This window comes from Novosphingobium sp. BL-S-19 (assembly GCF_055521675.1).
The window spans coordinates 794,017-817,343 of sequence record NZ_CM145497.1; the positions used below are offsets into that span (position 1 = coordinate 794,017).

23 protein-coding genes are annotated in these 23,327 nt (G+C 65.7%); 20 read left to right on the plus strand and 3 right to left on the minus strand.

The window, feature by feature from the left end; genetic code table 11:
* Positions 1-10: 10 nt before the first annotated feature.
* On the minus strand, positions 11-1,222 hold the full coding sequence (locus ACZ1JV_RS03535) for an acyl-CoA dehydrogenase family protein (RefSeq protein WP_465149605.1): 1,212 nt from the start codon (positions 1,220-1,222) through the stop codon (positions 11-13).
* Between the two features lie 180 nt (positions 1,223-1,402).
* Between ACZ1JV_RS03535 and ACZ1JV_RS03540 the strand changes: the two genes are divergently transcribed.
* The 19 genes from ACZ1JV_RS03540 to ACZ1JV_RS03630 are packed head-to-tail and all read left to right on the plus strand — an operon-like array spanning position 1,403 to position 19,169.
* Positions 1,403-2,170: an SDR family oxidoreductase gene (locus tag ACZ1JV_RS03540; RefSeq protein ID WP_465149606.1), complete on the plus strand. Its 768-nt coding sequence runs from the start codon at positions 1,403-1,405 to the stop codon at positions 2,168-2,170.
* Between the two features lie 5 nt (positions 2,171-2,175).
* Complete coding sequence (locus ACZ1JV_RS03545; RefSeq protein WP_465149607.1) at positions 2,176-3,108, plus strand: VOC family protein; 933 nt, start codon at positions 2,176-2,178, stop codon at positions 3,106-3,108.
* Positions 3,105-3,986 carry a CoA transferase subunit A gene (locus ACZ1JV_RS03550; RefSeq protein ID WP_465149608.1) on the plus strand — a complete coding sequence of 294 codons (882 nt, stop codon included), beginning with the start codon at positions 3,105-3,107 and terminating at the stop codon, positions 3,984-3,986. The genes ACZ1JV_RS03545 and ACZ1JV_RS03550 overlap by 4 nt, the downstream gene beginning before the upstream one ends.
* Entirely contained in the window at positions 3,986-4,795 is an 810-nt protein-coding gene (locus tag ACZ1JV_RS03555) for a CoA-transferase subunit beta (protein ID WP_465149609.1), read from the plus strand. Before ACZ1JV_RS03550 ends, ACZ1JV_RS03555 begins: the two co-directional genes overlap by 1 nt.
* Positions 4,796-4,815: 20 nt before the next feature.
* Complete coding sequence (locus ACZ1JV_RS03560) at positions 4,816-5,730, plus strand: enoyl-CoA hydratase (RefSeq protein ID WP_465149610.1); 915 nt, start codon at positions 4,816-4,818, stop codon at positions 5,728-5,730.
* Complete coding sequence (locus tag ACZ1JV_RS03565; protein WP_465149611.1) at positions 5,727-6,812, plus strand: NAD(P)H-dependent flavin oxidoreductase; 1,086 nt, start codon at positions 5,727-5,729, stop codon at positions 6,810-6,812. The genes ACZ1JV_RS03560 and ACZ1JV_RS03565 overlap by 4 nt, the downstream gene beginning before the upstream one ends.
* Before the next feature lie 17 nt (positions 6,813-6,829).
* Positions 6,830-7,579, plus strand: coding sequence for an enoyl-CoA hydratase family protein (locus ACZ1JV_RS03570; protein ID WP_465149612.1), 750 nt, complete (start codon positions 6,830-6,832; stop codon positions 7,577-7,579).
* A complete protein-coding gene (locus tag ACZ1JV_RS03575; protein ID WP_465149613.1) occupies positions 7,579-8,724 on the plus strand; it encodes an acyl-CoA dehydrogenase in 1,146 nt (381 codons plus the stop codon). The genes ACZ1JV_RS03570 and ACZ1JV_RS03575 overlap by 1 nt, the downstream gene beginning before the upstream one ends.
* Positions 8,725-8,738: 14 nt before the next feature.
* Positions 8,739-9,797, plus strand: a complete 1,059-nt coding sequence (locus ACZ1JV_RS03580) for an acyl-CoA dehydrogenase family protein (RefSeq protein ID WP_465149614.1) — start codon at positions 8,739-8,741, stop codon at positions 9,795-9,797.
* A complete protein-coding gene (locus tag ACZ1JV_RS03585; RefSeq protein ID WP_465149615.1) occupies positions 9,790-10,941 on the plus strand; it encodes an acetyl-CoA C-acetyltransferase in 1,152 nt (383 codons plus the stop codon). Before ACZ1JV_RS03580 ends, ACZ1JV_RS03585 begins: the two co-directional genes overlap by 8 nt.
* 2 nt (positions 10,942-10,943) lie before the next feature.
* The gene (locus ACZ1JV_RS03590) at positions 10,944-11,588 is read left to right on the plus strand and encodes a phenylacetic acid degradation protein PaaY (protein ID WP_465149616.1); all 645 of its coding nucleotides are present in this window, start codon (positions 10,944-10,946) and stop codon (positions 11,586-11,588) included.
* 5 nt (positions 11,589-11,593) lie between these two features.
* Positions 11,594-12,499, plus strand: coding sequence for an SDR family oxidoreductase (locus tag ACZ1JV_RS03595; RefSeq protein ID WP_465149617.1), 906 nt, complete (start codon positions 11,594-11,596; stop codon positions 12,497-12,499).
* 13 nt (positions 12,500-12,512) lie between these two features.
* The gene (locus ACZ1JV_RS03600) at positions 12,513-13,568 is read left to right on the plus strand and encodes an acyl-CoA dehydrogenase family protein (protein ID WP_465149618.1); all 1,056 of its coding nucleotides are present in this window, start codon (positions 12,513-12,515) and stop codon (positions 13,566-13,568) included.
* On the plus strand, positions 13,565-14,743 hold the full coding sequence (locus tag ACZ1JV_RS03605) for an acyl-CoA dehydrogenase family protein (RefSeq protein ID WP_465149619.1): 1,179 nt from the start codon (positions 13,565-13,567) through the stop codon (positions 14,741-14,743). Before ACZ1JV_RS03600 ends, ACZ1JV_RS03605 begins: the two co-directional genes overlap by 4 nt.
* The gene (locus ACZ1JV_RS03610; protein WP_465149620.1) at positions 14,740-15,525 is read left to right on the plus strand and encodes an SDR family oxidoreductase; all 786 of its coding nucleotides are present in this window, start codon (positions 14,740-14,742) and stop codon (positions 15,523-15,525) included. The genes ACZ1JV_RS03605 and ACZ1JV_RS03610 overlap by 4 nt, the downstream gene beginning before the upstream one ends.
* Complete coding sequence (locus ACZ1JV_RS03615) at positions 15,522-15,983, plus strand: MaoC family dehydratase (RefSeq protein ID WP_465149621.1); 462 nt, start codon at positions 15,522-15,524, stop codon at positions 15,981-15,983. The genes ACZ1JV_RS03610 and ACZ1JV_RS03615 overlap by 4 nt, the downstream gene beginning before the upstream one ends.
* 10 nt (positions 15,984-15,993) lie before the next feature.
* Positions 15,994-16,389 carry a steroid Delta-isomerase gene (locus ACZ1JV_RS03620; RefSeq protein ID WP_465149622.1) on the plus strand — a complete coding sequence of 132 codons (396 nt, stop codon included), beginning with the start codon at positions 15,994-15,996 and terminating at the stop codon, positions 16,387-16,389.
* 15 nt (positions 16,390-16,404) lie between these two features.
* Positions 16,405-17,607 carry an acetyl-CoA C-acyltransferase gene (locus ACZ1JV_RS03625; protein WP_465140092.1) on the plus strand — a complete coding sequence of 401 codons (1,203 nt, stop codon included), beginning with the start codon at positions 16,405-16,407 and terminating at the stop codon, positions 17,605-17,607.
* A 14-nt stretch (positions 17,608-17,621) separates the two neighbouring features.
* Complete coding sequence (locus tag ACZ1JV_RS03630) at positions 17,622-19,169, plus strand: FadD3 family acyl-CoA ligase (RefSeq protein WP_465149623.1); 1,548 nt, start codon at positions 17,622-17,624, stop codon at positions 19,167-19,169.
* A 6-nt stretch (positions 19,170-19,175) separates the two neighbouring features.
* On the opposite strand, the gene ACZ1JV_RS03635 is transcribed toward ACZ1JV_RS03630, so the two are convergent.
* On the minus strand, positions 19,176-19,829 hold the full coding sequence (locus ACZ1JV_RS03635; RefSeq protein WP_465149624.1) for a TetR/AcrR family transcriptional regulator: 654 nt from the start codon (positions 19,827-19,829) through the stop codon (positions 19,176-19,178).
* Positions 19,830-20,042: 213 nt separating this feature from the next.
* Positions 20,043-21,965 (minus strand): flavin-containing monooxygenase, encoded by a 1,923-nt coding sequence (locus ACZ1JV_RS03640; RefSeq protein ID WP_465149625.1) that lies wholly within the window; start codon positions 21,963-21,965, stop codon positions 20,043-20,045.
* Positions 21,966-22,197: 232 nt separating this feature from the next.
* Between ACZ1JV_RS03640 and ACZ1JV_RS03645 the strand changes: the two genes are divergently transcribed.
* Positions 22,198-23,280: a hypothetical protein gene (locus ACZ1JV_RS03645; protein WP_465149626.1), complete on the plus strand. Its 1,083-nt coding sequence runs from the start codon at positions 22,198-22,200 to the stop codon at positions 23,278-23,280.
* Positions 23,281-23,327 lie beyond the last annotated feature (47 nt).

Below are 23,327 nucleotides of genomic sequence, written 5' to 3' on the forward strand. Positions count from 1 at the left end.
CCGTCTCCCCTCAAAGGAACGTGAAAGTGGGCGCCTGACCCAGCATCCCGCCGACGAAATCGGTCGTGCGGTTGTTCGGATCGTTGGCGACATGGGCGCGGCCGGCGTGGAGATCGAGCCAGGGCTGGATGATCTCGCTGGACATATAGACCGCGCGGCCGCCCAGCAGCTTCACCATGTCGTCCACCAGTTCGGCCATGCGCCGCACGACCGAGGAGGAGTTGTAGGCGTAGCGGGTGCGCTTCTCCATCGGGATCTCCTCGCCGCGTTCGGCATGGCCCATCAGGTCCTCGAACGTCAGGCGCAGGGTCTGTTCCATCTCGGTCACTTCCGCTTCGGCGCGTGAGATCGCGGCGAGCAGGAAGGGATCGTGCTTGGATGCCTTGCCGGTGTTGGTGGAAACGCGGCTCTGCGCGATGTCCATCGCCGCATTGATCGCCGCGCGCGCGCCGCCGAAGGCCGCGGTGGAGACGGAACGGGTGAAGACCTGCGCCCAGGGCAGCGTGTAGAGCGGCCCCGGATTGGTTTCCTGACCGGGGTTGGCGCAAAGGAACCCGTCCATCGCGCGGTGCGTGCGGTATTCGGGCACGAAGACATCGTCGACGATCACGTCATGGCTGCCGGTCCCCTGAAGGCCGAAGACGTGCCAGGCGTCGGTATCGATGGTGTAGTCGCTGCGCGGCAGCAGGAACGCGCGCATGTCCGGCGCGCCGCCCGGCTCGCTGGGCGGCACCAGCGCGCCCAGGATCACCCATTGGCAGTGGACCGATCCGGTGGAGAAGCCCCAGCGGCCCGACAGGCGGAAACCGCCGTCCACTGGCGTGACCTTGCCCACCGGCTGATAGCTGGACGAAGCGAGGGCGGAAGTGTCCTCACCCCAGATCTCGACCTGTGCCTCTTCGTGGAACAGCGCGATCTCGTAAGGGTGGCACCCGACCACGCCGTACATCCAGCCGGTGGACATGCAGCCCTCGGCCAGAGTCTTCTGCACATCGAAGAAGACATTGGGGTGCATTTCATAACCGCCCCAGCGGCGCGGCTGCAGGATGCGGAAGAACCCGGCTTCGTGAAGCTCGGCAATCGTTTCTGCCGGAACGTCGCGCTCTGCGACGCAGCGGCGGGCGCGTTCCTTTAACGTGGGCACCATGGCGCGTGCACGGGCAACCAGATCCTCGGGACTGGGCACGGCGGCGTCGGACGGCGCGGAGGCTGCGCTGGCCATCTTTGCGATCTCTCCCTTCATTCGAATCAATTTACGCCCTTTGGCGCTACATTCGTAATTTGAAATGGCACTCGATACGCAAATCGTCAATTGAAAACCCATTACGCTTTCGATATTGCCAAATTCGAATCTGATGCAGGAACGAATCCTGCAATCGGACAACGAAGGGAGAGAGGCCCCGTGAAGGGCAGGCAAAAGATCGATCTTTCCGGGCGCGTGGCGATCGTCACTGGCGGTACGCGCGGCCTTGGGCTGGCGATGGCGCGGATGCTGGCGGACAGCGGCGCGCATGTGGTGGTCTGTGGTCGCAATCAGCCCGACGCGCTGCCTGCCGGGCTGGAGTTCCGCGCCGCCGACATTCGCGAGGCCGATCAGGCGCGCGCGCTGGTGGAAGGCGTGGTGGCCGATCACGGGCGACTCGATATTTTGGTGAACAATGCCGGCGGATCGCCGCAGGCCGATGCTGCCACCGCCAGCCCGCGCTTCTTCGATGCCATCGTGCGGCTGAACCTGCACGCCGCCATGTACATGGCGCAGGCCGCGCACGCGCCGATGCGCGCGGTGGGCGGCGGCAGCGTGGTCAATATCGCCAGCGTTTCGGGCATTCGCCCGTCACCGCAGACGGCCGCCTACGGCGCGGCCAAGGCCGGCCTGCTCAACCTGACGCAGAGCCTTGCCCAGGAATGGGGCCCGGACGGCATTCGCGTGAACGCGGTGATCGTCGGCCTGATGCAGACCGAAACGGCCGACGCGACTTACGGCGATGCCGAAGCGCAGGCGGCGGTCGGCAATTCGCTGCCGCTGCGCCGGATGGGGCGCGGCGAGGATATCGCCGGCGCGGTTCTCTGGCTCTGCTCCGATCTGGCGAGCTGGGTGAGCGGCGCCCGCATCAACGTCGATGGGGGCGGCGAGCGGCCGTACTTCCTCGACCTCGTGAAAGGAAACTGACAGCCATGGGTATCAAGGCGCTCGGTTACGTAGTGATCGAAACGGCCAAGCCCGCCGAATGGGATGCCTTCCTGGCCGACATCGTGGGAACGATGCGGGCAGGCGGCGGTGAGGGCGTTGCCCTCTACCGGATCGACGATCGTCCGTTCCGCTTCCGCATCGAAACCGGAGAGAAGGAGCATTTCCGCGCCGCCGCCTACGAAGTGGGCGATGCGGGCGAACTGGCCGAAGTTCGCGAAAAGGTAGCGGCAGCCGGCCGTCCGATCGAGGAAGGCACTGCCGACGAAGCGCGTGAGCGCGGCGTTGCCGCCTTCTTCCGCACCAGCGATCCGGCCGGCAACGGACTGGAATTCTTCCACGGCGACGTGCGCGACGATGTCGCCTTCGTTTCGCCCGCGGGCGTCAGCGGTTTCGTCACCGGCGACATGGGCATGGGCCACACGGTCTTCGCCGCGCCGAACTTCACCGAATGCCACGAATTCTATCGCAGCATCGGTTTCCACGACACCGACATTCCGCGCTTCCACTTCAGCGACGCGGCGGACGATCCGGGCATGGGCTTTGCCTTCATGCACGCGGACAACGGCCGCCACCACTCGGTCGCGCTGGGCGAGATGCCGATGCCGCCTTCGGGCTGCGTCCACCTCATGCTCGAAATGAAGGCGCAGGCGGACGTGGGCAAGTGCCACGATCGTATGCGGCTGGCCAAAGTGCCCGAAAGCGCCTCGATCGGCCGCCACGTCAACGATCAGACCTTCGGCTTCTACATGCAGTGCCCCGGCGGCTTCGATTTCGAGATCGGCGCCGATCCGCTGGTGATCGACCCCGCCAGTTGGGAGCCGACCGCCCATCTCGTGCCCAGCGAATGGGGGCATGTCTGGGCCTGGCAGAAGGCTCTTGAGGAACAGGACCAGAAAGAACGGGAAAAGGGAGCATGATGCTCGACAAGCGCATGAGCGCGGCGGATATCGCCGCGCAGATAGAGGACGGGATGACCGTCGGAATCGGCGGCTGGGGGCCGCGTCGCAAGCCGATGGCGCTGGTGCGCGAACTGCTGCGTTCGGACGTCAAGGACCTGACCGTGGTCGCCTATGGCGGCGCCGATGTCGGCATGCTTTGCGCGGCGGGGAAGGTTCGGAAGCTGGTCTTCGCCTTCGTCTCGCTCGACGCGATTCCACTGGAGCCCTGGTTCCGCAAGAGCCGTGAAAGCGGCGCGCTGGACGTGCTCGAACTGGATGAAGGCATGTTCCAGTGGGGCCTGAAGGCCGCCGCGTTCGGGCTGCCGTTCCTTCCCACCCGCGTGGGCCTGGGCACCGATCTTGCCGCGCTGGGCGGATTGAAGACGGTGCAGAGCCCCTATGACGATGGCGAGACGCTGATCGCGATGCCTGCGCTCAAGCTCGATGTCGCGCTGCTGCACGTCAACCGCAGCGACTGGCGCGGCAACGTGCAGGTTTTCGGGCCGGATTCCTACTATGACGAGTGGTTCGCCAAGGCGGCCGCGAAGACCTTCGTTTCCTGCGAGGAACTGGTCGACCGGATGGAGGACCACTACCCCGAGCAGGCGCGCGACAACCTGTTCGAACGCTGCTTCGTCAGCGGCGTGATCGAAATGCCGGGCGGCGCGCATCCCAGTTCGATGCCCCCACACTACGGCTGGGACATGAAGGCGTTCAAGGCCTACGCCGCCGCCGCCAAGGAACCGGGCGACTGGAGCGCGGTGCAGGACCGTTTCGTCGGCGAGAACGAGGCCGACTATCTCAACAGCATTGGCGGAAAGGAGGCGGTGGCGGCTCTCCCGCTCCCGATATTCTGATGACCCAGGTAACGACGATCAGCACGATCACACTGGCAGAACTCTGCATTTTCGCGGCCTCGGAGGCTTTCCGGGGCAACGGCGAAGTGATCGCCACCGGCGTCGGCCCGGTGCCGCGCCTTGCCGCCGGGCTCGCCAAGCTGACGCATAGCCCCGAACTGATGATGACCGATGGCGAGGCCTATCTGGTGGAACAGCCGGTGCCGATCGGCCCGCGCGCCTATGACGATCGCAAGCCGGCGGGCTACCTGCCGTTCTCGCGCTTCTTCGATAGCGCGGTGTGGACCGGCCGCCGCCACGCGATGGTCACGCCGACGCAGCTGGACCGCTTCGGCCAGATCAACCTCTCGTACATGGGCGGCACTTATCGCCAGCCCAAGACCCAGATGCTGGGCGTGCGCGGCTTTCCGGGCAACACGATCTACCACGCCAATTCGTTCTTCTTTCCCGCGCATGGCCCGCGTGTCTTCGTGCCGGGCGAAGTCGATATGATCTCCGGCGTCGGTTACAATCCGGCCAAGCGCGTGGCGGGCGGCAATTACTCCGGCGTGGACCTCAAGAGCATCGTCACCAACCTTTGCGTGATGGACTTCGGAGGCACGGACAACGCAATCCGCGTCGTCTCGCTGCACCCCGGCGTCACGTTCGAGGACGTGCAGGAAGCGACCGGCTTCCCGCTTGAAAAGGCGCCCGAAATCACCGTGACGCCGCTGCCCGGTGCAGAGGCGCTGGCAGTGATCGCCGCGCTCGATCCGCACGACATCCGCGCCACCGTCATCAAGGACAACCCGCCGGCCGTCAGGGCCTGAGCGGGATCGGGAGAGGCATCATGAGCGACGATCTGGTCGAACCGAAAAAGGTCGAGATCACGTACGAGACCGACTGGCCCGTGCTCTATGCAGTGGACGGGCCAGTCGCCTGGGTGACGCTCAACCGGCCGGACTTCAACAACGCGCAGAACGGCCAGATGACTTATGCGCTGGACGATGCCTTCAACCGCGCCGTGCAGGACGATGCGGTGAAGGTCATCGTGCTGGCGGGCAACGGCAAGCACTTCTCCGCCGGGCACGACATCGGCACGCCGGGGCGCGATCTCCACAAGGCGTTCGACAACCGGCTGATGGTGCCGGGGCACGTCAACAAGCCGGCGGCGGAGCTGCTCTATACCCGCGAGCAGGAGCAGTACCTGGGCATGTGCCGCCGCTGGCGCGACATTCCCAAGCCCACCGTCGCCATGGTGCAGGGCGCCTGCATTGCCGGCGGGCTGATGCTGGCCTGGGTCTGCGACCTGATCGTCGCTTCGGAAGATGCGTTCTTTCAGGACCCGGTCAACCGCATGGGCATTCCCGGCGTCGAATACTTCGCCCACGCCTTCGAACTGCCGCCGCGCGTCGCCAAGGAATTCCTGCTGCTGGGCGAGCGGATGAGCGCGCAGCGTGCCGAACAGTTCGGCATGGTCAACAAGATCGTCCCGCGTGAGAAACTGCGCGAGGAAGCGGCGGCGATGGCGGCGAAACTGGCCGCGCAGCCGCGCCTGGGCAACTGGCTGACCAAGCAGGCAGTCAACCATGTCGAGGAACTGCGCGGCAAGCGCACGGCGATGGATGCGGTGTTCCACATGCACCACTTCGCCCATGCCCAGAACGATCTGGTGCAGGGCAATTCCATCGCCGGCCTCGACGGCCGCGCCATGGCCGCCGCGAACAAGAAGCAGGCCAAAGAACAGGCGGGAGAGGGCGAATGACCGACCCTCTCCGCACCATCCTTGTCGAGCGGCTGGGCTGCAAGGTACCGGTGATCCAGACCGCGATGGGCTGGGTGGCCGAACCCGCTCTGGTGATCGCCAGTTCGAACGCCGGGGCCTTCGGCTTTCTGGGCGCGGCGGTGATGACGCCGGACGAGGCGCGGGCGAAGCTGCTGGAAGTCCGCCGCGGCACCGATCGGCCTTTCGGCGTCAACTTCCACAGCTTCCAGCCCGGCGCGGACAAGATCGTGGAACTGATCCTGGAGAACCGCGAACAGGTGCGCGCCGTCTCCTTCGGGCGCGGTCCGAATGCGAAGATGATCGGCGCATTCAAGGATGCCGGCATCCTCTGCATCCCCACAGTGGGCGCGCTGAAGCACGCGCAGAAGATGGTCGAACTGGGCGTGGACATGGTCAACGTGCAGGGCGGCGAGGGCGGCGGACACACCGGATCGGTGCCGACCACGGTGCTGCTGCCGCAAGTGCTGGACGCCGTGCAGGTGCCGGTGATCGCCAGCGGCGGCTTTGCCGACGGGCGCGGGCTGGTGGCGGCGCTGGCTTACGGCGCGGTCGGCATCGCCATGGGCACGCGCTTTCTGCTGACGCAGGAAAGCCCGGTGCCGGACAGCGCCAAGGCCGCCTACCTCGCGGCCTCCACCGACGGCATCGTCGTCACCACCAAGCTGGACGGCATTCCCCAGCGCATGGTGCGCACGCGGCTGATGGACCGGATCGAGAAGTCCGGCCCGCTGGCCATGTGGCTGCGCGCGCTGGAGGCGGGCCGCGCGATGAAGCGCCAGACCGGCGCATCGTGGGGCGATTTCATCGGCAGCGCACGCGGCATGACCGCCCACGGCGCGATGCCGCTGAAGCAGGCGATGATGGCCGCCACCATGCCCATGCTGATCCAGAAGGCGATGGTGGAAGGCGATATCGAGAACGGCGTGATGGCCACCGGCGTCGTCGGCGGGCGCATCCGCGAAGTGCCGAGCTGCCAGCAGCTTGTCGACAGCATCATGGCCGAGGCGCGCGAAAGGCTTGCCGCGCTCGGCGTACCCGCGGCCGCACCCGTTACGGCCTGAACGGAAGAGGACACCCCATGCCGATTACTTGCACCATTCAGGACCGGATCGCCGAAATCGTCTTCGACGTGGCGCCGGTCAATGCCTTCGACAGCGAGACCTGGAACAGCCTGCCCGCGATCATCAACGAAGCGGCGCGCAATCCCGAAGTCCACTGCGTGCTGATCCGCGCGGAAGGGCGCGGTTTTTGCGGCGGCGTGGACATCAAGGAGATGCAGGCGCACCCCGAACGCATCCCGCTGCTCAATCGCGGCAACTACCTGACCTTCAAGGCCATTCACGAGGCGGAAGTGCCGGTCGTGGTTGCCGTGCACAAGTTCGTGATCGGCGGCGGCATCGGCATCTGCGGCGCATCGGACACGATCATCGCGGCGGACGATGCCTATTTCTCGCTGCCGGAGATCGATCGCGGCGCCATGGGCGGCGCCAGCCACATGTCGCGCATGTTGCCGCTGCACAAAGTGCGCGCCGCCTTCTTCACCGGCGGCAATATCCCGGCGCAGGAAGCCTATCGCCTTGGCGCGGTGGAGATGGTGGTCCCCCGCGATCAGCTGGAGATCGAGGCCCGCGCTTTCGCCGCGCGGATTGCCGGCAAGTCCCGCAAGGCACTGGTGATCGCCAAGGAAGCGCTGAACGGGCTGGAAGCGCGCGATGTCGATCGCGGCTACCGTTGGGAACAGGGCTTCACGCTTGAAATGTACATGCATGAGGACAGCCAGAAATCGCGCGATGCCTTCGTCGAAACCGGCAAGGCGGCCTCGTTCTGATGGACCTGTCCTACACCCCCGAACAGCAGGCCTTCCGAGCCGAAGTGCGCACATGGCTTGAAGCGCACGTGCCGGCCGAGCCGCTGGAGCATTTCGACGCCACGCGCGAAGGGTTCGAAGCGCACCGCGAATGGGAACGCACGCTGAAATCCGGCGACTGGGGTATGGTCACCTGGCCCAAGGAATACGGTGGGCGCGGGTTGGACCTGATCGAATGGCTGATCTTCGAGGAGGAATACTACCGCGCCGGCGCGCCGGGCCGGGTCAACCAGAACGGCATCTTCCTGCTGGGCCCCACCCTGATCGAGTTCGGCACGCCCGAACAGAAGCAGCGCTTCCTGCCGCCGATGGCATCGGGTGAGGAAATCTGGGCGCAGGCCTGGTCCGAACCGCAGGCGGGGTCTGACCTGGCCGGCGTGCGCGCGACGGCCGTGCGAGACGGCGACGAATACGTGCTGAACGGCCACAAGATCTGGTCCAGCCGCGCGGTCTTTGCCGATTGGGCCTTCGGCCTGTTCCGCGAACCGGGGAGCGAGCGGCACAAGGGGATGAGCCTGATCTTCTTCCCCCTCGATGCGCCGGGCGTCACCGTCAACGCGATCCGCAAGATCAACGGCCATGTCGGCTTCGCCGAAATCTTCCTGGAGGATGTGCGCGTTCCCGCCTTCAACCGGCTGGGGGACGAAGGGCAGGGGTGGCACATCTGCATGGCGACCGCCGGGTTCGAACGCGGACTGATGCTGCGCAGCCCGGCGCGCTATCAGGTCGCCGCCGCCGCGCTGGCCGGGCTGTGGCAGGACCACAAGCAGGATGCCGATCCGGTTCTGGAAGCCGATGTCGTGCGCGCCTTCATGAATGCCGATGCCTATGCGCTGTCGATCTACCAGACCGCATCGCGGCTGATGGCGGGCGCGAAGATCGGGCCGGAGGCATCGACCAACAAGATCTTCTGGTCGGAACTGGACATCCACCTCCACCAGACTGCGCTGTCGATCCTGGGCCCTGAGGCCGAACTGGTCGTCCAGCCGGGCGAGCATGACTGGCTGGACGATTACATCTTCGCCCTCGCCGGGCCGATCTACGCGGGATCGAACGAGATCCAGCGCAACATCATTGCCGAGCGCATGCTCGGCCTGCCGCGCTGAGGGAGGGCACGGCCATGGATTTCACCCTGAGCGACGAACAGCAGATGTTCGCCGAAACCGCGCGCACCCTGCTGGGCGATACCTGCACGCCCGACCACTGGCGCAAGATGATGGAGCGCGGGGACAATACCGATCCCGAACGCTGGGCGGCGATTGTCGAGAACGGTTTCACCTTGGTCCTACTGCCCGAAGAGGCGGGCGGCATGGGCCTTGGCGAACTGGACTTCGCCTTGATTGCCGAGGAAGCGGGCTACGTCGCGCTGCCCGAACCGCTGATCGAAAGCGCGGGCGTGGCCGCGCCGATGCTGGCGGCGCTGGCGCCCGAGCATCCGCTGCTGGCCGATCCGGAGGCAACCTTTGCCCTGGCCCATCCGCTCAATCCGGTGGTGGCCGATGCCGACCGCGCTGCCGCGATCCTGCTGGAGCGTGACGGCCATGCCTTCCTCGCCCCCGCCGATCAGGTACGCCTGACGCCTGCCCAAACCATCGACCCGCTGCGCCGCCTGTTCCGTGTGGAATGGGATGCGGACAATGCGGAAGACCTTGGTCTTGCCGACTGGGATCTCGCGCTGGACCGGGCGGCGTTGTTCGCCGCCGCGCAGGGGCTTGGCCTTGCCCAGCGCGCGGTCGACATGGCAGTGGAATACGCGAAGGAGCGCCAACAGTTCGGCAAGCCGATCGGCTCCTATCAGGCGGTGAAGCACCACCTTGCCTCCGCACAAGTCGCCATCGAATTCGCGCGGCCGGTGGTGCGGGCTGCCGCGGCCGAGATCGGCTATCGTGACATGCAGGCCCGATCGCGCGTCAGCCATGCCAAGATCGTGGCGCTGGAAGCGGCGGACAAGGCCACCCGCGCCTCGATCCAGGTGCACGGCGCCATGGGCTATTCCTGGGAAGTCGACGCGCACCTGTTCCTCAAGCGCGCGCTGGCGCTGACCCAAAGCTGGGGCACGCCCGCCTTCCACCGCGCGCGCATCGCCGCCCGCCTGTTCACTCAGCCGGCAGGCCCCGACCAGACTTTCGCCCGCGAAACCCATGCCGCTGCGGCCACCAGAGAGATCATCCATGCCTGAAGCCTATATCGTCGACGCCGTCCGCTCTCCGGTGGGCCGCAAGAAGGGCAGCCTTGCCCATGTCCACCCCGCCGATCTGGGCGCCCATCCGATCAAGGCGCTGGTCGAGCGTACCGGCATCGACGCGGCCCTCGTCGACGATGTCGTCTGGGGGTGCTGCGACACCATCGGCCCGCAGGCCGGCGATATCGGCCGCACCGCCTGGCTGGTGGCGGGAATGCCCGAACATGTTCCGGGCGTGACGATCGACCGCCAGTGCGGATCCTCCCAGCAGGCGGTTCATTTCGCCGCGCAGGGGGTGATGTCGGGCACGCAGGACCTTGTCGTCGCGGGCGGCAGTCAGGCGATGAATGCCATCCCGATCTCGGCCGCGATGTTCGCGGGCGCTTCCTATGGCTTCGACAGCCCGTTTCAGGGCTCTAAGGGCTGGGACGCGCGCTATGGCGATGAGGAGGTGAACCAGATCCGCTCGGCCGAGATGATCGCCGAGAAGTGGGGCATCTCGCGCGCGGCGATGGAGGAATTCAGCCTCGCCAGCCATCAGCGCGCGCAGGCGGCCTGGGACGCGGGCTGGTTCGATGCCGAAGTTGCCCCGTTTGCAGGATTGGCGAGGGACGAGACGATCCGCGCTGGCACCACGCTGGAGGGTCTCGCCGCGCTCAATCCGGTGCGGGAAGGCGGGGCGATCACGGCGGGCGTTGCCAGCCAGAACTGCGATGCCGCCGCCGCCATGCTGATCGCCGGCGAACGCGCGGTGAGGGAGTTCGGGTTGACGCCCCGCGCCCGCATCCACCACATCTCGGTCCGCGCCGCGAACCCGGTGTGGATGCTGACCGGCCCGATCCCCGCGACGCAGCACGCGCTCGCCAAGGCGGGAATGCGGGTGGAGGACATAGACCTGTTCGAATGCAACGAGGCTTTCGCCTCGATCCCGCTCGCCTGGATGAACGAACTGAACATCCCGCACGAAAAGATGAACGTGCAAGGCGGCGCAATCGCGCTGGGCCACCCCATCGGCGCGACCGGCGTGCGGCTGATGACGACGCTGCTGGGCGCGCTGGAACGCACGGGCGGACGTTATGGACTCCAGACCATGTGCGAAGGCGGCGGGCAGGCCAACGTCACCATTATCGAGCGGCTCTGACGATGCCCTGCTACGCCTATCAGGGGATCGTGCCGGTCGTCGATCCGACCAGCTATGTCCACCCGCTGGCCTCGCTGATCGGGGACGTGATCGTCGGCCCCGGCTGCTTCATCGCGCCGGGCGCCTCGCTGCGCGGCGATTTCGGACGCATCGTGGTGGAGGGCGACAGCTCGATCCAGGACAGCGTCACCGTCCACGCCAATTCCAACCGGGACACGGTGATCCGCCGGGGCGCGACCATCGCGCACGGGGCGATCATCCACGGCTGCGAGATCGGCGAGAACAGCCTGATCGGCATGAACGCGGTGGTGCTGGACGATGCCGTGATCGGCCCGGAAAACCTTGTCGCCGCGCTGGCGCTGGTGAAGTCCGAAACGCAGACGCCGCCGCGCTGTCTCGTCGCCGGAAACCCCGCCAAAGTCGTGCGCAGCTTCGAACCGCATCAGGTGACATGGCGCAACGATGGGCAGGGCGAATACCAGCGTCTTGCGCGAGAGGCGCTGACCGGCATCGTCGAAGTAACGCCGCTGCCCGCCCCCGAACCCGACCGCCGCCGACTGGCGTCGGAAGCCATTGCCGTGCGCCTGTCCGGCCGCACCGCCGCCGCGCGCGAAGCCCGCACGGCCCAAACCATCGAACAGGAGTGACTTTCGTGGGAATCTGCGACAACCGTACCGTCATCATCACCGGCGCCGCGCGCGGGTTGGGCCGGGCTTACGCACTCGCCTTCGCGGCCGAAGGAGCCAACGTCGTCGTCAACGACATCGGCACCTCGCTGGGTGGTGACGGGCGCGATACCAGCGCGGCCGACGGCGTGGTGGAGGAAATTCGCGCCGCCGGCGGCAAGGCCGTGGCCAATTACGAGGACATTACCGACTGGGACGCCGCTCAGCGCATCGTAGGTGCCGCTCTGGACGCTTTCGGTGACCTTCACGTCGTGGTCAACAATGCCGGGATCGTGCGCGATCGCATGTTCGTTTCGGCCACTCTGGAAGAGTGGGATGCGACCATGCACGTCCACTTGCGCGGCCATTTCTGCCTCTCTCGCCACGCGGTGGACTATTGGCGCGGGCAGCAGAAGGCGGGCAAACCGGTGGACGCGCGGATCATCAATACTTCCTCCGGCGCGGGGCTACAGGGCTCCATCGCGCAGGCTGCTTACTCGACCGCGAAAGGCGGGATTGCCGCGCTGACTTTGGTGCAGGCCGCCGAACTCGGCCGCTACGGCATCACCGCCAATGCACTGGCCCCTTCGGCCCGCACGCGCATGACGGAGCAGGCCTTTGCCGACAAGATGGCGACGCAGGAATCCGCGTTTGACGTGATGGACCCGGCCAATGTCGCCTCCACCGTGGTCTGGCTGGGATCGGCTGAAAGCGCCCATGTCACCGGCTGCGTCTTCGAACTGGAAGGCGGCAAGATCATGCTGGAGCAGGGCTGGCGCGAGGGGCCGTTCGTCGATCAGGCGGCGCGCTGGCAGCCCGCCGAAGTCGGCGCGCAAGTCGAGCGGCTGCTGGCCGAGCGCGCCCCGCCGCGCAAGGTCTGGGGCACGGCCTGAGGGAGACGGCGCGATGGAATTCGCCCTGACCGACGAACAGGCGATGATCGCGGACACCGTCCGCGCCTTCTTCGCCGAAAACGCCACCAGCGAGCGCGCCCGTGCGGCGATGGAAGGTGCGGGGATCGACCGCGATCTCTGGGCCGCCTTTGCCGGGGAACTCGGCCTTGCCGGCATCGGCATCCCGGAAGATTTCGGCGGTGCCGGCCTTGGCATGGTGGAACTGGCGGTGGTTGCAGAGGCGGTCGGCGCTCAGGTTGCCGCCTTGCCGTTGCTGGGCCATGCCATGCTGGCGCAGGCGCTGGTGCGCGGCGGCACGCAGGCGCAGAAGGAACAATGGCTGCCACGCCTTGCCGCTGGCGAGGTGATCGCGACTGTCAGCTGGAACGCGGCTTTCGAGGTGAACGACGGCGGGGTCAGCGGCACGATTGCCCATCTGCCGCACGGCGCGGTTGCTGACGTCCTGCTGCTTCATGCGGCCGGGCAGGTCTGGCTGGTCGATCTGGCGGGTGAGGGCGTGCGCCGCACGGCCCATGTCACCATGGACCAGACCCGTCCGCTGGCGACCGTCACGCTGGATGGCACGCCGGCCGAAGTGCTGGAAAACGGCACGGCTGCCATCGATGGCCTGCACGCGGCGGGTTGGATCTGCCTTGCCGCCGAAGCGCTGGGCGGCGCGCAGGCCAGCCTTGACCGCACTGTCGAGTATGCAAAGGAGCGCGTCCAGTTTGGCCGCCCGATCGGATCGTTCCAGGCATACAAGCACCGGCTGGCCGACATGATGGTGGAGATCGAGCAGGCCCGATCCGCCGTCTACTGGGCTGCCTGCGCGGTGGACGAACAGGCGGAAGAGGCCGCGCTGGCGCTCCATGCCGCCAAGGCGTTCTGCGCCGATACCTATCGCATGTGCGCGGGCAACATGATCCAGCTTCACGGCGGGATCGGCTTCACCTGGGAGCATGACGCGCACCTCTTCTTCAAGCGCGCCCGCTCGATCGCGACGCTCTATGGCGACAGCCAGTGGCACCGTGAGCAAGTGGCACACCTCGTCATGGGAGACCCGGCATGAAACTGGGCTTTTCGAAGGCGGACGAGGCCTTTCGCAGTGAATGCGCCGCATGGTTGCAGGCACAGATGGCCGGGCCTTTCGCCGATATTCGCGGCATCCCCAATCTGGTTTCGAAGATCGAGCGCCGGCGGGAGTGGGAACAGGAACTGGCCGCGCACAAATGGTCGTGCATCGGCTGGCCCGAACAGTGGGGCGGACGCGGCGCGACCTTGGCGCAGCAGGTGATCTTTGCCGAGGAATATGCCCGCGCCGGGGCTCCGGGCCGGATCAACCACATCGGTGTCGAACTGGCCGGGCCGACCATCCTTGCCTTCGGGACCGAGGAGCAGAAAGCGCGTTTCCTTCCCGGTATCGCGGCGGGAACCGCGATCTGGTGCCAGGGCTATTCGGAACCCAATGCCGGGTCCGACCTTGCCAACGTGCGCACCAAGGCGCGGCGGGAAGGGGACGAATGGGTGGTCAACGGCCAGAAGGTCTGGACCAGCCTTGCCCATTTTTCCGACTGGATCTTCGTCATTGCCCGCAGTCAGGAAGGCACGAAAGGCCCCAAGGGGCTGACTTTCCTGATGATGGAGATGAACCAGCCCGGCATCGAAGTCCGCCCGATCCGGCAGATGAACGGAGAGGCGGAGTTCAACGAGACCTTCCTGACCGATGCGCGCTGCCCGGCGGACAGCCTGATCGGCACCCCCGGCGACGGTTGGCGCGTGGCCATGGGGCTGCTCGCTTTTGAACGCGGGGTTTCGACGCTGGCCCAGCAGATGGGCTTCCGCAACGAGTTGGACGGCATCATCGCGGCCGCCCGCGCCAATGGGAAGGACCGCGATCCGGTGATCCGCCAGCGCGTGGCGGAGGCGGAGATCGGCCTGCGTTTGATGCGCTACGGCGCGCTGCGGATGCTGTCCAACGCCGATCATTCCGCCATCGACGGTGCCGCGCTCACGTACAAGATCCAGTGGGCGACATGGCGCCGCAATCTGGGCGAACTGGCCATGGACGTGCTGGGGCAGGACGGCGAGATCGCGCCGGGCACCGAGTACGAATGGCCGATGCTGCCCAACCTGTTCCTCTTCAGCCGTTCCGACACGATCTACGGCGGCACCAACCAGATCCAGCGCAACCTGATTGCCGAGCGTGGCCTCGGCTTGCCCAAAGAACCCAGAGGTGACCTGTGACCGTTCCCGTACCCGCCTATCCCACCCCCCTCGGGCTTCTGAAGAACCGCAGCGTGGTGGTTACCGCCGCTGCCGGCACCGGCATCGGCTTCGCCGTCGCCAAACGTGCGGCCGAAGAAGGCGCGCGCCTGCTGATCAGCGATTTTCATGAGCGCCGCCTGGGCGAAGCGGCCGATCGCATCGCCGCCGAAGTGGGCTGCGCGCGGCCGGAAACCTTCGTTTGCGACGTGACGGTCGAGGATCAGGTGCAGGCGCTGCGCGATGCGGCGGTGGGGCGCCTCGGCGGCGTCGATGTGCTGATCAACAACGCCGGTCTGGGCGGAGAGGTCGATGTCGTGGACATGACCGACGACCAGTGGAGCCGCGTGCTCGACGTCACGCTCACTTCGCTGTTCCGCATGACCCGCGCCTTCCTGCCGGTAATGTATGCGGCGAAGCGGGGGGTGATGGTCAACAACGCCTCCGTGCTCGGCTGGCGCGCGCAGAAGGGGCAGGCGCACTATGCCGCCGCCAAAGCGGGCGTGATGGCCTTTACCCGCTGCACCGCGATGGAAGCGGCGGACAATGGCGTGCGCATCAATGCCGTGGCGCCCAGTCTGGCGATGCACCCGTTCCTTGCCAAAGTGACGACCGAGGAAACGCTGGCCGAACTGGTGAAGCGCGAAGCTTACGGCCGCCCGGCGGAAGTGTGGGAAGTGGCCAATGTCATGCTGTTCCTGGCCAGCGATCTGTCTTCCTACATGACCGGGGAAATCGTGCCGGTATCGAGCCAGCACGCATGAGCGAGCCACTCGTCTTCGCAACGCCTACCGCGCTCATGGGCGCGGAAGGGACGCAGCTGGGGCCGACGGACTGGTTCGCCGTCGATCAGGACCGGGTCGATCGCTTCGCCGAAGTGACCGGTGACGATCAGTGGATCCACGTCGATGTCGAACGGGCGAAGGCGGGGCCGTTCGGCGGCACCGTCGTCCACGGCTACCTGACGCTCAGCCTGGTCAACATGTTCCTGCCGCAGATGATCGAGGTGCGCGGGTTCTCGGCCGGGGTGAACGTGGGGATGGACCGCACGCGTTTCCTTGCTCCGGTGCTGGTCGGATCACGCCTGCGTGCGCGTGGCGAGATCGTTGCGGCCGAGGAAATCAAGGGCGCGATCCAGTCGACCGTGCGCGTCACCGTAGAGGTCGAAGGCAGCGACAAGCCCGCGCTCGTTATCGACACCATCAGCCGATACTACCCGTAAGGAGACCAAGATGCCCGATCCTGAGCGCATGCCTGATCCGAAGGTTATGGAAGCCGCCGTGCACGAATACGTGGCGGCCTTCTCCGCCGGCAGCGCGGACCGCGTTGCCGCCCTCTTTGCCGAGAATGCGACCGTCGAGGACCCGGTCGGATCGCCGCGCCACGAAGGATTGGCCGCGATCCGCGCCTTCTACGAAGGATCGATGGCGACCGGCGCGAAACTGACGCTGGAAGGGCCGGTGCGCGTGGTGGCCGACTACGCGGTCTTCGCCTTTTCCGTCCACCTCGAATGGGAGGGCGGGGCCAAGCGGATCGACGTGATCGACAGCTTCCGTTTCGACGAGGCCGGAAAAGTCGTCGAGATGCGGGCCTTCTGGGGCCCAGAGAACATGCACGGATTTACCTGAGAGGAACTGCCTGAAATGCGCGAAGCCGCCATCATCTCCACTGCCCGCACCGGCGTCGGCAAGGCCTATCGGGGCGCGTTCAACGATACCGAGGCGCCGCGTATGGCCGCCCATGTCGTGGACGCCGCCATCGCCCGCGCCGGGATCGATCCCGCCCGCGTCGACGACGTCTACATGGGCTGCGCCAACCAGTGGAACACGCAAAGTTACAACATCGGCCGCCTTGCCGTGCACGGTTCGGTTCTGCCCGATACCACTGCCGGTTTCGCGATGGACCGCAAGTGCTCCTCCGGCCTGAACGCGCTGGCCTTCGCGGCGCGGGGCATCATCGCCAATGAGATCGATGTCGCGCTTTCGGGCGGGACCGAGAACGTCTCGCTGACGATCGACAAGCACTATCCCAACTTCCGCAACCGTTCGGAATGGGTGAAGCAGCACGATCCCTATGCCTATATGGCGATGATCGAGACGGCGGAGATCGTGGCCGAGCGCTACGGCGTCAGCCGGGAGGATCAGGACCGGTTTGCCGCGCTCAGCCAGCAGCGTGCCGCCGCCGCGCAGGAAGCGGGCCGCTTCGATGACGAGATCGTGCCGATCGCGCTCACCAAGGCCTTGTTCGACAAGGAAGGGAACGAGACCGGCAAGGAAGAGCTGACGCTTGCCAAGGACGAAGGCATCCGTGCGGGCACGACGTTCGAGAAATTGAGCGAGCTGAAGCCGGTGTTCAAGAACGGGCAGGTCGTCAAGGAAGGCCGCCACGTGACGGCGGGCAATGCCAGCCAGCTTTCCGACGGCGCATCGGCGCAAGTCGTCATGGACCTTGCCACCGCGCAGAAGGAAGGACTGCCGGTGCTGGGCGTCTATCGCGGCTTTCAGGTTGCGGGCTGCGGGGCGGATGAGATGGGCATCGGCCCGGTCTTCGCGATCCCCAAGCTGCTGGAGCGCAACGGACTGAAGATCGATGATATCGGGCTTTGGGAAATCAATGAGGCTTTCGCCAGCCAGGCGATCTATTGCCAGCGCGAACTGGGCATCGATCCCGACAGGCTGAACGTCAACGGCGGCGGCATCGCCATCGGCCATCCTTTCGCGATGACCGGTTCGCGGCTGGTCGGCCACGCGCTGATCGAGGGCAAGCGGCGCGGCGTGAAGTACGTCGTCGTCTCCATGTGCGTGGCGGGCGGCATGGGCGCGGCCGGCCTGTTCGAAGTCGCCTGAAGGGCATGAGTGGCATGACGGAAGCGATGGGAACCTGGCCGGCGACGATCCCCGGCGCGGCGGCGGCGGCGGCCGAACGCTGGCCGGATCGGGTGGGCCTGATCGTGGGCGAAAGGCAGTGGACCTTTGCCCAGCTCTGGGCCGATGCGCGGGCGGCGGCTTCGGCGATCCTGGCCGGCGGCGTGGGTCATGGTGACCGGGTGGCGATCTGGGCACCGAATACCCGCGAATGGATCCTTGCCGCGCTGGCCGCGCATGTGGCCGGGGCAACCGTCGTGCCGCTCAATACTCGCTTCAAGGGCGCGGAAGCAGGTGATATCCTGCGCCGCGCGAAAGTGCGGATGCTGTTCGCGCCGGGCGATTTCCTGGGGCAGGACTTTGCGGACTTGATCGCCGGGGAGGACTTGCCCGATCTGGCCGAAACGATCCGGATCGACAGCGACTGGGATGCTTTCGTGGCACGGGGCAAGGGATCGGACGATCCCGCCGTCGATGCCGCCATGGCGCGCTTGACCGGGGACGACCTCAGCGATGTGATCTTCACCTCCGGCACGACCGGGCGGCCCAAGGGTGCGCTGACCGCGCATCGGCAGGCGATCCAGATCTTCGGCGACTGGTCGGTCCGCGTTGATCTGCGGGAGGGTGATCGCTACCTGATCGTCAATCCGTTCTTCCATACCTTCGGCTACAAGGCGGGCTGGGTGCCGTGCCTGCTGCGCGGCGCGACCATCGTGCCGATGGCCATGTTCGACGTGGGCGAGATGGTCCGCCTGATCGAAACGGCGAAGATCAGCTTCATTCCGGGCCCGCCGACGATCTACCAGTCGCTCCTCCAAGAACTGGCGGGTGACAGGCCCCGCGACTTTTCCTCGCTACGCGTGGCGGTGACCGGCGCGGCGCCAGTGCCGCCGGTGCTGGTGGAGCGGATGCGCGGCGAACTGGGCATGTCCAACGTGGTCAACGGCTATGGCATGACCGAATGCGGCGCCATCGCGATGACGCGGCAGGGCGACGATGCCGATACGATCGCCCACACTTGCGGCTATCCGCTGCCGGGGATCGAAGTGCGCTGCGTGGATGGTGCCGGCCGCGACCTCCCGGCGGGAGAGGCGGGCGAAATCCTGGTGCGCGGCCATGCGGTGATGCGTGGCTATCTGGACGATCCTGCCGCCACGGCAGAGGCCATCGATGCGGAGGGCTGGCTGCACACCGGCGACATCGGAACCATCGATGCGCGCGGCTATCTGGCGATCACCGACCGCAAGAAGGACATGTTCATCTCGGGCGGGTTCAACGTCTATCCGGCTGAGGTGGAAAAGCTGCTCAACGCTCATCCGGCCGTCGCGCAGGCGGCCGTCGTTGGCGTGGCGGACGAGCGCATGGGCGAAGTGGGCCGCGCCTACGTGATCGCCCGCAGCGGGGTGGCGCTGACCGCCGCCGACCTTGCCTCATGGGCCAAGGCGAACATGGCGAACTACAAGGTGCCGCGCAGCTTCGTGCTGGTGCCGGACCTGCCGCGCAATGCGGCGGGGAAAGTGCTCAAGACAGAACTGCGCGCGTAGAGCTGCTTAGCTGGCGTAGTGGCGTTCCAGCGCGGCATCGGTAAAGCCGATGCCGCGGCAGCAGAACCACACGGCATCGCGCACGATCCGGTCGCGGTCGCCTTCGTAGATCGCCGCCTGCGGGCCCAGCGACTGGATAGCGTTGAGCATGGTGCCCACGTGTTCGATGAACATCGATGTGTTGCGATCGTCGATGGCGATGCCGACGATGTCGCCATCCTTGCGCGCCTGATCCAGCGCGATGCGGATGCGGTCACCCATGAGCCGGCGCGAACGGCGATAGACCAGCGTGGCGAAGCTGCCGTCACCGGTCAGGCTGGCCAGCAGCAGGCGGAAGCCTTCCTTGAAATGCTCGTTTCCGTCCGAGGCGACGATGGTGAAATAGTCGCGCATGTTGGTGACGAGGCCGCGCCCCGTCAGTTCCTGCATGCCGAGAACTTCGTAGCTTTCGTCCTGCTCGCGGATCGTCTGGCGCAGCACCGCGCGATAGAGCGCCTGCTTGGACGGGAAGTGCCGGTACATCAGCGCTTCCGACACGCCCGATTCCCGCGCGATCTCCTGCGTGCGGGCGGCTTCGTAGCCGTGGCGCGAGAAGATGCGGCGGGCCGATTCCAGGATCAGGGCCTTGCGTTCGCTGGCTGTCAGGCGGGTGCGCTTCATCGTGCGGAACCTAGAAGCGAAAAGCCCGATCGCGCAAGGGCGACCGGGCTTCCCTGCGGTTTATGATCTGTTTGGAAAATGCCCTGAAAGGGCATTTTCGTCGCGGCACCGGCCCTCTCCCCCACCCGACCACCCGACGATAGGACCCTATGGGTGGTCGGGTGGGGGAGAGGGCCGGTGCCGCTAAAATTCGCCTTCAGCGAATTTTCAAACTTAGGGATGCAATCGGTAAGAGCCGTCCTCGGGCCGCCGCGTCTCGTTGAAGAAATCTACGAGACGCCATGGCCAAGAGAGGAAAACGCGGCCCTTCGAGTTGTTGTAGTAGGAATTGGCGCGCGGGTGGGTCCAGATCATCTCCGGCATCCGCGCATCGACCTTGCGGTTCCACGCGTCGAACGCCTCCTGCGTCACTTCGAAGGCGCGCGCGTCTGCCTCCACAGTGCGGTCCAGTGCCTCTATGATCCAGTTCACTTGCGCTTCGGAGATCAGGTTCTGCCCCGCCGCGTGATTGGGCGCGCTGTTCGGGCCTACGGTGTGAAAGTAGTTGGGATAGCCCGGCACGCACATGCCAAGATAGCTGCGCGGGTCTTCATCGCCCCATTCCGCGGCCAGGTCGCGCCCGTCCACGCCCTTGATGGTGAGGTTGCCGATCATCCGGGAGACGTTGAACCCGGTGGCGCAGACGATCACGTCGCATTCGAAGATGGAGCCGTCCTTCGCCTCGACGCCATTCGGCAGGATGCGGGCGATGCCCTTGTCCTCCAGATGGACGTTGGGCCGGGCGAGGGCGTCGAACCAGCCGTTGTCCAGAATGATCCGCTTGGAAAAGATCGGGAAATCCGGCGTCAGCTTGGCGATCAGGTCCGGCCGATCGGCGAACTTCTGGCTCATGTACCAGAGCGCGTATTGCCGCGCCTGTTCGTTGTGCGCGGAAACCGCAATGTCGTTGCCCTCCCACGCGGGGTCCTTCAACACATTGGCGAACAGTCCGTCGGCGGCGGACCAGTAGACGCGAAAGCGGAACCATTCCTTGAAGCTGGGAATGTGGGAGAGGGCCCACTTCATCCCCTCGTTCACTTCATGCGCGATCTCCGGGTTGTAGATCACCCAGTGTTTGGTGCGCTGGTATACGGTGAGTTCGTCCACCTCGGGCGCGATCGCGCCGACAAGCTGCGCCGCGCTGGCGCCGGTGCCGATCACCGCCACGCGCTTGCCTTTCAAATCCAACCCGTTCGGCCAGGCGGCGGTGTGGACCAGCGTGCCGGTGAATTCGTGCAGACCCGGAATATCCGGCCATTTGAATCGGTTGACCGGGCCGTGACCGTTGATCACGGCATTGGCGACGATGGTCTCCCGGCTGCCGTCTGGCTGAAGAACGGTGACGTTCCAGACGGCGTTCATTGCGTCATAGACCAATGTTTCGACAGTCGTGCCGAAGCGGATATTGCCGCGCAGCCCGTACTTGTCCGCCACGTCTAGCATGTAGCGCTGCATATCGGCGCCGTGGGGGTGATAGTGCTGCCAGTCGGGCCAGATTTCCCAGCTGTAGCTGTAGAAATGGCTGGGTGTATCGACGCCGACACCCGGATAACGGTTTTCGTACCAGGTGCCGCCCACTTCGGGGTTCTTCTCGATCAGGATGTAATCGTAGCCCGCCTCGCGCAGCTTGATCGCGGCGGCCATGCCGGTCATCCCGGCGCCGATCACCAGAACCTTGAAGCCGGGCGGCGGCGGCTTGCGATGGGGCAGCTGCGAACGGTCGATCCACGGCCGGAAGCCGCACTGGTCGTAAACGAGTTCGAGGAATTCGGCATCGACCGGCTCACCCACGGTGACGGACATGATGCGCAGCATCAGGGCATCGCTGGGCGGCCCCTCCTTCGCGCCTTCGCCGCCGGTCAGCAGCCGGTGCAGACGGGCACGCAGGTCGTCGGCCAGGTCATCCGGAATGGCGGTGGGATTGGGCGAGAAGGCGGGCCGGATGTGTGCCGCGAACCGTTCCAGGAATTCGCCGTCATGCGAAAGGAAGGTGTAGGCCGCCAGCAGCGTGGGAAGATTGGCTTCGTCAAGCGCCATAGCCAGTTCCGGCGAATCCGGAAGGAGCCTTGGCCTCTCGGCCGCGAGAGTCTGTTGCATGGATTCGATCTCTCCCAATTTTGTAAGTGCGTACTTACAAGAAACAGATGCGAATGCAAATGCAAGTTGTAGTACGCAAATCGTGGACGATGGTCGTTCGTAATTCCCGATCTGGCACGCGGCTGGAAATTTTTTGTACGCGACCGTTCGAATCACGTTGACCGGCGATCTCATCGTAGTAAGTATGAACTAACTTAAGTGCATCGCAAGGTGCCATGATGGGAGACGGTTGATGACTGGCTTTGCCGACCGGCAGGCGCTTTCCGACATTCTGCGCCCGGTTTCGACGCCGCGCGTGCTGGAGAACATCTACACCGACGATCAGCGCGAACGCCTGCTGGACGTGGTGCGCACGCAGGGCCCATGGAAGCTGATCATCGCGCAGCACTTCGCCAATGCGGAGGAATTGATCGCGACGATGTCCGGCGCGATGCCGGAAGGCTTCACCCCCACGCTGGACATGTTCCTGACGCCGACTTTCCGGGGCTTCTACGCGAATTATTCGGCCGCGCTCTATCCCGAAATTCACGACTGTTTCTACAACGCGCAGTTCCTTGAACATGCGAAGTCATATTGGGGTGCGGATTACGCAAAGCCGCAAATGATGCTGTTCAACATCAACGGGCCTTGCGGCAATACCGATCCGGGGCATCTCGATTCCCCCAGCTTTCGCGGCATCCGCTATGAAAACGCGCCGACCTGGCTCTGCTCGGTCATGGGCAAGTCCGGCCTTTTCCGCGATTACCTGGTCAAGATGGCGCAAGTCATCACCTGGTTCAGCCACGATAGGGGCAGCGGCTTCACGTACTGGCCGGAAGGCCCCGCACACCCGCCGCAGCGGCTGCAGCCGCCGGTGTGGAATCGCGGCGTGGTGGTCCAGAACGAGATGATGATGCATCGCGGCGAAGCCAATGGCCCGGTGGAACTGCAGCGCCCGGCGGGCCTTGCCTTCGATACCGTGTTCACCGGCGACCCGGCCGACCGCGACAACTGGCGCCTGATGAACGGCACCGACACTATCGCCAATGTCCATACGCGCGATCTGCGGTTCCTGGTCCACTGGTCGGCCGAAGTCTTTGCGGACTTTGCAGAGCTGAAGAAGAACATGGATGGCACGGACGATCTGACTTACGACCGGGTATTCGACACGTTCCTGAAGGATCTGCGCGCTCGCGGCATCGCGGTGGAAACGCCCAGCGATCCGATGCGCGATCCGCAGTTCATCCGCACGCTGATCGCCGCCTACGATTTCGGCACGCCCGCCAGCTATCCGCCGGAAGCGCCCGTGACCGCGCTCTACACGCAGGCCGCCTGATGCCTTGAAACAACGGATCCGGAGGGGAACCCGCTGGCCAAAGGCGG

Excerpts from the sequence above, each read along its gene's own strand:
- ACZ1JV_RS03535 (WP_465149605.1), bottom strand. The coding sequence starts at position 1,222 with ATGGCCAGCGCAGCCTCCGCGCCGTCCGACGCCGCCGTGCCCAGTCCC.
- ACZ1JV_RS03545 (WP_465149607.1), top strand. The coding sequence starts at position 2,176 with ATGGGTATCAAGGCGCTCGGTTACGTAGTGATCGAAACGGCCAAGCCC.
- ACZ1JV_RS03550 (WP_465149608.1), top strand. The coding sequence starts at position 3,105 with ATGATGCTCGACAAGCGCATGAGCGCGGCGGATATCGCCGCGCAGATA.
- ACZ1JV_RS03555 (WP_465149609.1), top strand. The coding sequence starts at position 3,986 with ATGACCCAGGTAACGACGATCAGCACGATCACACTGGCAGAACTCTGC.
- ACZ1JV_RS03560 (WP_465149610.1), top strand. The coding sequence starts at position 4,816 with ATGAGCGACGATCTGGTCGAACCGAAAAAGGTCGAGATCACGTACGAG.
- ACZ1JV_RS03565 (WP_465149611.1), top strand. The coding sequence starts at position 5,727 with ATGACCGACCCTCTCCGCACCATCCTTGTCGAGCGGCTGGGCTGCAAG.
- ACZ1JV_RS03570 (WP_465149612.1), top strand. The coding sequence starts at position 6,830 with ATGCCGATTACTTGCACCATTCAGGACCGGATCGCCGAAATCGTCTTC.
- ACZ1JV_RS03575 (WP_465149613.1), top strand. The coding sequence starts at position 7,579 with ATGGACCTGTCCTACACCCCCGAACAGCAGGCCTTCCGAGCCGAAGTG.
- ACZ1JV_RS03580 (WP_465149614.1), top strand. The coding sequence starts at position 8,739 with ATGGATTTCACCCTGAGCGACGAACAGCAGATGTTCGCCGAAACCGCG.
- ACZ1JV_RS03585 (WP_465149615.1), top strand. The coding sequence starts at position 9,790 with ATGCCTGAAGCCTATATCGTCGACGCCGTCCGCTCTCCGGTGGGCCGC.
- ACZ1JV_RS03590 (WP_465149616.1), top strand. The coding sequence starts at position 10,944 with ATGCCCTGCTACGCCTATCAGGGGATCGTGCCGGTCGTCGATCCGACC.
- ACZ1JV_RS03600 (WP_465149618.1), top strand. The coding sequence starts at position 12,513 with ATGGAATTCGCCCTGACCGACGAACAGGCGATGATCGCGGACACCGTC.
- ACZ1JV_RS03605 (WP_465149619.1), top strand. The coding sequence starts at position 13,565 with ATGAAACTGGGCTTTTCGAAGGCGGACGAGGCCTTTCGCAGTGAATGC.
- ACZ1JV_RS03615 (WP_465149621.1), top strand. The coding sequence starts at position 15,522 with ATGAGCGAGCCACTCGTCTTCGCAACGCCTACCGCGCTCATGGGCGCG.
- ACZ1JV_RS03620 (WP_465149622.1), top strand. The coding sequence starts at position 15,994 with ATGCCCGATCCTGAGCGCATGCCTGATCCGAAGGTTATGGAAGCCGCC.
- ACZ1JV_RS03625 (WP_465140092.1), top strand. The coding sequence starts at position 16,405 with ATGCGCGAAGCCGCCATCATCTCCACTGCCCGCACCGGCGTCGGCAAG.
- ACZ1JV_RS03630 (WP_465149623.1), top strand. The coding sequence starts at position 17,622 with ATGACGGAAGCGATGGGAACCTGGCCGGCGACGATCCCCGGCGCGGCG.
- ACZ1JV_RS03635 (WP_465149624.1), bottom strand. The coding sequence starts at position 19,829 with ATGAAGCGCACCCGCCTGACAGCCAGCGAACGCAAGGCCCTGATCCTG.
- ACZ1JV_RS03640 (WP_465149625.1), bottom strand. The coding sequence starts at position 21,965 with ATGCAACAGACTCTCGCGGCCGAGAGGCCAAGGCTCCTTCCGGATTCG.
- ACZ1JV_RS03645 (WP_465149626.1), top strand. The coding sequence starts at position 22,198 with ATGACTGGCTTTGCCGACCGGCAGGCGCTTTCCGACATTCTGCGCCCG.